Annotated in this window: 8 protein-coding genes; 4 read left to right on the top strand and 4 right to left on the bottom strand. The window is 71.5% G+C overall.

Annotated features, from left to right (window positions below; genetic code table 11):
* Nucleotides 1-2: 2 nt before the first annotated feature.
* Entirely contained in the window at nucleotides 3-1,691 is a 1,689-nt protein-coding gene (locus tag V7E46_RS31565) for a TROVE domain-containing protein (protein WP_333771615.1), read from the bottom strand.
* 536 nt (nucleotides 1,692-2,227) lie between these two features.
* Here V7E46_RS31565 and V7E46_RS31560 point away from each other — a divergent pair.
* The 3 genes from V7E46_RS31560 (at nucleotide 2,228) to V7E46_RS31550 (ending at nucleotide 4,621) form a co-directional block, all read left to right on the top strand.
* On the top strand, nucleotides 2,228-3,322 hold the full coding sequence (locus V7E46_RS31560; protein WP_333771614.1) for a glycoside hydrolase family 19 protein: 1,095 nt from the start codon (nucleotides 2,228-2,230) through the stop codon (nucleotides 3,320-3,322).
* Between the two features lie 218 nt (nucleotides 3,323-3,540).
* The gene (locus V7E46_RS31555) at nucleotides 3,541-4,080 is read left to right on the top strand and encodes an EF-hand domain-containing protein (RefSeq protein ID WP_333771613.1); all 540 of its coding nucleotides are present in this window, start codon (nucleotides 3,541-3,543) and stop codon (nucleotides 4,078-4,080) included.
* Nucleotides 4,081-4,297: 217 nt separating this feature from the next.
* A complete protein-coding gene (locus tag V7E46_RS31550; RefSeq protein ID WP_333771612.1) occupies nucleotides 4,298-4,621 on the top strand; it encodes a hypothetical protein in 324 nt (107 codons plus the stop codon).
* Here V7E46_RS31550 and V7E46_RS31545 read toward each other — a convergent pair.
* The 3 genes from V7E46_RS31545 to V7E46_RS31535 form a co-directional block, all read right to left on the bottom strand.
* A complete protein-coding gene (locus V7E46_RS31545) occupies nucleotides 4,545-4,892 on the bottom strand; it encodes a protein kinase domain-containing protein (protein ID WP_333771611.1) in 348 nt (115 codons plus the stop codon). The genes V7E46_RS31550 and V7E46_RS31545 overlap by 77 nt on opposite strands.
* Before the next feature lie 87 nt (nucleotides 4,893-4,979).
* Nucleotides 4,980-5,651, bottom strand: a complete 672-nt coding sequence (locus tag V7E46_RS31540) for a DUF4232 domain-containing protein (protein WP_333771610.1) — start codon at nucleotides 5,649-5,651, stop codon at nucleotides 4,980-4,982.
* A gap of 221 nt (nucleotides 5,652-5,872) precedes the next feature.
* A complete protein-coding gene (locus V7E46_RS31535) occupies nucleotides 5,873-6,115 on the bottom strand; it encodes a hypothetical protein (protein ID WP_329177896.1) in 243 nt (80 codons plus the stop codon).
* Between the two features lie 192 nt (nucleotides 6,116-6,307).
* Here V7E46_RS31535 and V7E46_RS31530 point away from each other — a divergent pair.
* Nucleotides 6,308-6,625 (top strand): hypothetical protein (locus V7E46_RS31530; RefSeq protein ID WP_333771609.1); only part of this gene is annotated, 318 nt, incomplete at its 3' end.

The following is a 6,625-nucleotide window of genomic DNA, read 5'->3' as shown; positions in this document are numbered from 1 at the left end:
GGTCAGGGGGACCAGGGCCAGTGGGTGGTGCGGGCGGATTCCAGGAGGGGGATCATGCGGAACGCCGCGTCGGTGAGGCCGCCGAAAGCGTGGCGGTCGAGTTCGCCGGAAGGGGCGTGGCCTGCCTCGTAACCGGCCAGATTCCAGGTGTACATCGGCACCGTCGCCGGGATCGCCGCGGTCACCTCGCGCGGGTCCGAGCCCGTCTGCTCGTCGGTGACGACGACGACCCGGTCGTGGCCGGTGAACTCCTTCCGCAGCGCCGCCGCCGTGTCGGTGCCGCCGCCCAGGAACCAGCCGCCGGCCTTCCACTTCTGCACGTCGCCGAGGAGCGAGCCGCCGCGGGTGAGGGGGAAGGCCCTGGTCTTCGCGCCGGGTGCGTCGCGGGCGTAGAGGCGGGCGCTGGAGAACGACACCACGTCCGCGGACGCGGCGCGGCGGCCGAGGGCCAGGCCGAACAGCGCCGCGGCGTCCCAGCGCATCAGCGAACCGTCGCGGGAGAAGACCCCGTTCATCGACCCGGACGTGTCCACCATGACCAGCGTCCGGCCGCCGAGCACCGGAACGTTGCCCAGCGACGCCGTGAGCGCCTGCTCCAGGGCGCGCCCCCAGCGCAGCGACGGTGCCGCGTTGAAGGCCGAGTAGAACCGCATCGGCAGCTGCCGGGAGCGGGCCACCTCACCGGGGTCGGCGAGCTTCGCCGCGACCGTGGCGGCCACCTCGTCGGACACGCCCGCCTCGTCGAAATTGCGCAGATTGCGCAGCAGCGCCATGTATCCCATCGACGGGATGACCGCCTCCCACGCCGCCCGGTCCATCGGCCCCTGGAGCCAACCGGCCAGCGCCTCCCAGGTCATACCGGCGTCTTTGAGGAGATCCGCCGCGTCCGGGCGCCGCACCGCCTCGCGCCGCTCCTCGACCGGCCACCGCGTGATCCGCGCGCGGGCGTCGAGAAGGCGCAGCGAGTCCGGTACGGGGTTGTCGCGGTCGTGGCGGCGGTCGATGGCGTGCCGGAACAGGTCGCCCTGCCAGGCGGCCTTGGGCGCGGGGTGGACGAGTTCGATGACATCGCCGAACCGGAAGCCCTTGGACGCGGTGTCGAACTTCAGGAGGCCGCGCTCGGTGTACAGGTCGCCGAGGGCGTCCTCGACGCCCCGCTTCACCGGCTTCGGTATGCGCCGCCCGTAGCGGGATGTCCAGTAGGCGAGCAGCTCGCCAGGCTCGTCGGCGCGCTTGAGGACCGAGGCGATCACCCGGCGGTTCGCGGTGACCGAGGCGGACAGGCCGTCGCCGGACGACGCGGTGGCCGGCATGTCGGCACCCTGCTCCTTGCGGCTCCGCTCGTGCGAACGGGCGTCGTCCAGGCGTGCTTTGACGTATTCGGCGGCGCCCACGATCGCGGCGGTCCGCATGTTGCCTTCGCCGCGCAGCCACGCCAGCATCCGGGCGACCCACTCGGGGTCGTCGAGGGCGAGGTGGCGGACGAGCTGCGTGTAGCGGTCGTCGCGGTCCCCGCCCTTCTCGTAGAAGGTGTCGGTGCCGACGAAGTTGGCGACCGCCAGCAGGAACAGCTCCGACTTCGCGTCGCGCCGGTAACCGGCCGCCCCCTGGGCGGTCGGGGTGCGCTCTCCGGTCGACCGTATGGGCGATTCGGTGGACGGCCTGGCCGTACGGGTGTTGAACCTGGACAAGGAAGAACCCCTCGTGCGGGAAGGGAAGCGCAGCAATGGGGTGGGTGCCCGAGATCAGGGTCGGCGACGGAGACAATGTGCTGGGCCGCTGCACCACAGCCTGACCTGCGTCAGACCGCCGGGATTCGAACCCGGGTCTTCTTTTTTGCAGAAAGAAGTATCCGTTGCCTGCGCACCGGGCACCCCCCGATGCTGTGCCTCCCGAGAACAAGGCGGCTGCGGTTCTGCGGGGTTCGATCCCCGCCCACCGAAGTGGTTCTGCCAGAAAGAAGTAACCGCGGCCTGCACACCGGGAGGTGGTTGAGCTGTGGCCGTCAGCGTAGCGCGTCAGTGCGACGAGCCGCCTGCCATTACCGCCCCGTACGTCCCGGCGGCGGGCACACCGGCGGGCGCACCGGCAGGGACGTCCACGGGTACGCGGAAAGCCGCCGCTGCCTGCCCGGTTGGCGCCGGGTACACCCTGGCTCTTGACAGGTCCAGACCAATGCGTTGGAGTGAGCCCCGACCCCACCCGAACCCCCATAAGGAGTGGTCACGTGTCGAGACAGCGTCTCATCGCGTTCCTGGCCGCGCTCGCGGCCATCGTGGGCCTGGCGATCCTGGTGCCCATGTCGTCCACCGCCTCGGCGGCCGACTGCGCCACCGCGTGGAATTCGTCCTCGGTCTACACCGGCGGCATGTCCGCCTCGTACAACAGCCACAACTGGTCCGCGAAATGGTGGACGCAGGGCGAGACGCCCGGCGCCGCCGACGTCTGGGCCGATCAGGGCGGGTGCACCGGCGGTACCGGCAGCACCGGCGGATCGACCGGCGGCGGCTGCAGCTACCCGTCCTGGGTGGCGGGCCGCGCCTACACCACGGGCGCCATCGTGCGGTACACCAACGGCCTTTACTACATCGCCACCCACGACAACCCGGGCTACGACCCGACGATCAGCACCTGGTACTGGAGCCCGTACACCTGCACCGGCGGCACCGGCGGATCGGGCGGCACCACCCCGCCGCCGGCCGGCGGATTCGTGGTCAGCGAGGCGCAGTTCAACCAGATGTTCCCCGGGCGGAATTCCTTCTACACCTACAGCGGCCTGACCGCGGCGCTCGGCGCGTACCCGGGCTTCGCCACCACCGGCAGCGACACGGTGAAGAAGCAGGAGGCCGCGGCCTTCCTCGCCAACGTCAGCCACGAGACCGGCGGTCTGGTCTACATCGTGGAGCAGAACACTGCCAACTACTCCCACTACTGCGACACGAGCCAGTCCTACGGCTGCCCCGCCGGACAGTCGGCGTACTACGGCCGCGGGCCGATCCAGCTCAGCTGGAACTTCAACTACAAGGCCGCCGGCGACTCCCTGGGCATCGATCTGCTGCACAACCCGAACCTCGTCCAGACCGACGCGTCCATCGCCTGGAAGACCGGCCTGTGGTACTGGAACACCCAGTCGGGCCCCGGCACGATGACCCCGCACAACGCCATGGTCAACGGCGCCGGCTTCGGTGAGACCATCCGCAGCATCAACGGCAGCATCGAGTGCAACGGCGGCAACCCCGCCCAGGTCCAGTCCCGCGTCAACGCCTACCAGAGCTTCACGTCCATCCTGGGCGTGCCCGCGGGCAACAACCTCTCCTGCTGAGGTCCGACGACTCAACTCAGCCCGGCGCCCCGCCCCTTGACCAGAGGAGCGGGGCGCTGTGCGCGGGGCGGACGGGACCGACCGCGGGGGTGAGGCTTCGTGCGCATGTGCCCGTGGATGTACGGGTGCGTCCCGGCCTACCGTTACGTGCTGTCCGCGATCCGTTACGGCGGGCGCGGGCGGTTCACGGTTCGGTCCGGCGTCGAGGGAGACCGCTCATGGCCAGCATATTTCAGGAGCGCAAGCTCAAAGGGATGTTCGCCGCGTTCGACGCGGACGGCGACGGCTACCTGCGCGAGGAGGACTTCAGGGCGCTCGTCGCCCGCTGGAGCCGGCTGCCGGGAGTCGGCCCGGGGACGGAGCTGCGTACCCGGGTGGAGACGCTGCTGATGGGCTGGTGGGCGACACTGCTGGAAACCGGGGACATCGACGGGGACGGCGCGGTCGACCTGGACGAAGTGCTGCTGCTCGTCGACCGGTTGCCCGCCATGGTCGCGGACGTCACCGCGACCGCCGACACCGTCTTCGACGCCGTGGACGCCAACGGCGACGGCGTCATCTCCCCCGAGGAGCACCGCAGGCTCGTCGAGACCTGGAACGGGCAGCCGGCGGACACCGCGGGCGTCTTCGAACTGCTCGACCTGAACGGCGACGGCCACCTCAGCCGCGAGGAATTCGCGCTGCTGTGGCGCCAGTTCTGGATCAGCGACGACCCGGCGGAACCGGGCAACTGGCTCTGCGGCCCCTTCCCCTGCTAGCGGCCGGGCACGACCGGCGGGCCACCCGCCGGGACCACCACCGAGGCCGCTCTGACCCGCGTCAAGGCCGCCGCGCAGGAACACCCGCACCGCGACGGGAGATCGACCACCGCAGCGACCTGTACTCCCTGAGGTGTCTGCTCTACGACGCGGTGACCGGCCGGCCGCCCTTCGACGGCCGCCCTTCGACGGTCGCCCTCCGATGGCCGTCCTGCGCATGCAGCTGGACGCAACCCCCGCCGAACCGGGTGCGCTCGGCGAGGGCCTTCCCACGGCGCTGAACGACCTGATCATGAGCCTGCTGGCCCAACGGCCCGACGACCGTCCCGCGGACGCCGCCGCTGTTCACGACGCCCTGACCACCCTGCTGATGGACCGGGCCACCCGACTGCCGGAGGGAACGGCCGAGGTCCTGGACTTCGGCATCGCGACATTCCTCGGCGGCACTATGATCATCCACGCGCTCACCGCCACCGGCGCGGTATCGGGCTCGCCGCCGTACATGTCGCAGGAACAGGCCGAAGGCGTACGCGTTCCATGACGAGGTAGAGCGTGGGCAGGCCCCTGACCAGTACCTCGCCCCAGTCGTGGACGGTGACGATGTTCTGGTGCGACAGGCTGCCCGCCAGTTGGACTTCGCGCTGGAAGCGGGCCTGCGTCTCGGTCTCGCTGACGCGGGGCAGCGCGTGGACGGGTTTGACCGCCACCGCGCGCCGCATGCGCTCGTCCTGCGCGGACCAGACCTCTCCCATGCCGCCCGCGCCGAGGTGTTCCCCGATCCGGAACCGCTCAGCGAGCAGTACGCCCTGCATTCCCGCCCTCCCCCTCTGCCGCGCTGCCGTCGTCGCGCGACGGCCGTTGGCGGGGCGATGGCGGGAATGACCGCGGCCCGGGCGGGGTCAGCGGTTGCTGTGGGCCGGACCCACCTGGAGGTTCTGGATGGTGGGGCCGACGCACTCCTCCTGATTCCACGCGATGTTCACGGACTGCTTCTGGTTCGGCGGATAGATGCGCAGGGCCGGCACCTTGGTGAGCTTGCAGGCGGCCGGGTCGTAGCCGCCCACGCCGTTGACCGTGCGCACGTCGACGTACGCGTGGGCGTTGGGGATCAGGGTGACGACGGGAGTCGCGCCGCCGGTCCTGGCGGCGGCCTTGCCGAGCTGGGCGTTGCCGGACGTCACGAAGGAGACGCCCGGGTAGCCGTGCAGGGTGCAGGGGGCGCTGCCGGTGTTCTGGAAGACCAGCTCGAACATGGTGCTGCCGGCGCCGCTGTTCTGGTCCGCGGTGGTGATTTTCAGGTGGCTGGTGGCGCAGCCCGCCACCGTCGAGCCGGCGGCGCCGTTCGCGGTGCTGGGCTTGGTGGCCGCCGGGGTGGAGCCGGTCGTGCTCGTGGCAGGCCCGGACGGTGGCGCGGCAGTCGAGGAGGCGGGCGGCGTGGACGACGACGGAGTCGGCGAGGACACGGCCGCCGGGCCGGAGGAGTCGTCGGAGGGGCCGCACGCGGCCAGCGCGAATCCGGCGGTGAGGAGCAGGACCGCCGGTATCCCGCGGCTGGTGTTCCTGATGCTCATGGTGTTCCTCTCTCCAGTGTGCTCGCAGTGACGCCGGGGCGCCGCACGCCATCCTGCCCGTGCCGCGCGCCCTTGAGGTTGCGCGTTACCGCTCAGGGACAGAACATCCGACCCCTGCGCACATTCGTTTCCCCCCTGCCATCGACGGGCATACGGCCGTACGCCGGTGTGCCTGCGCTTGTGCGCTTGTGCGGCCGTACGCCCGTGCGGCCGTACGCCCATCAGTCGGCGACGACGACCTGCCACACGATGGCCAGCCGCGGCGCCTCCAGCAGGACCCAGTGCGCGTACATGCCCGGCATCACCTCGGCCCGCAGGCCGACGCCGTCCGGCGCGCCGACCCCGATCGCGGACGCGTCCGCCAGCCGGTCGAGCGCCTCGTGGATCTCCTCCTGCCGCTCGGCGCCGTAGGTGCCCAGCTCCATCGCGACCTCGGCCGTGGTCGTCACTCGTACCCCGCTCATCCGTCCGCTCCTTCGCCTCGGCTCGGTCGCGGTCGCTGCGGCGGCCGCCGTAACAGACACGTCTGCCCGCGAACCGGCGGGACAGGCACACGGCGGCGTGGACGGGGGTGCGCGGGTGGGGTTGCGCGGACCGGCCGGGCGGATTCCCGGGGCGCACGCGGGGAAGGCGGTCGGGACGAGGAAGGGGTATCCGTGGCGGAGACCGAAGCAGGCGGTACGACCGAGAGCGGCGGCGCGCGGCCGAGCGCGCCCTACCGGGCGGAGACGGTCCGCGACGGCGAGAAGTGGCACCTGACCGTGCAGAGCCTGGACAACCACCCCGACCGCGGCGAGGTGGACGCCCTCGTGGTCACCGTCACCCCCCGGAGCGCGGACGACGGCTTTCCCCCGGCCGACATCGACCGCACTCTCGGCCAGTGCGGCTTCTCCCGGGACGGCGACTGGTCCCAGGAGGAGGACCGGTGGAAGGCACCCTGCCGCCAGCCCGACCCCCGCGCCGCGCCGCCGGCC

The sequence above is a fragment of the Streptomyces sp. IBSBF 2435 genome, assembly GCF_036815005.1.
Classification (GTDB): Bacteria; Actinomycetota; Actinomycetes; order Streptomycetales; family Streptomycetaceae; genus Actinacidiphila.
The sequence above is the reverse complement of the archived record's forward strand: the minus strand, read 5'-3'. Positions and strand labels throughout refer to the sequence as shown.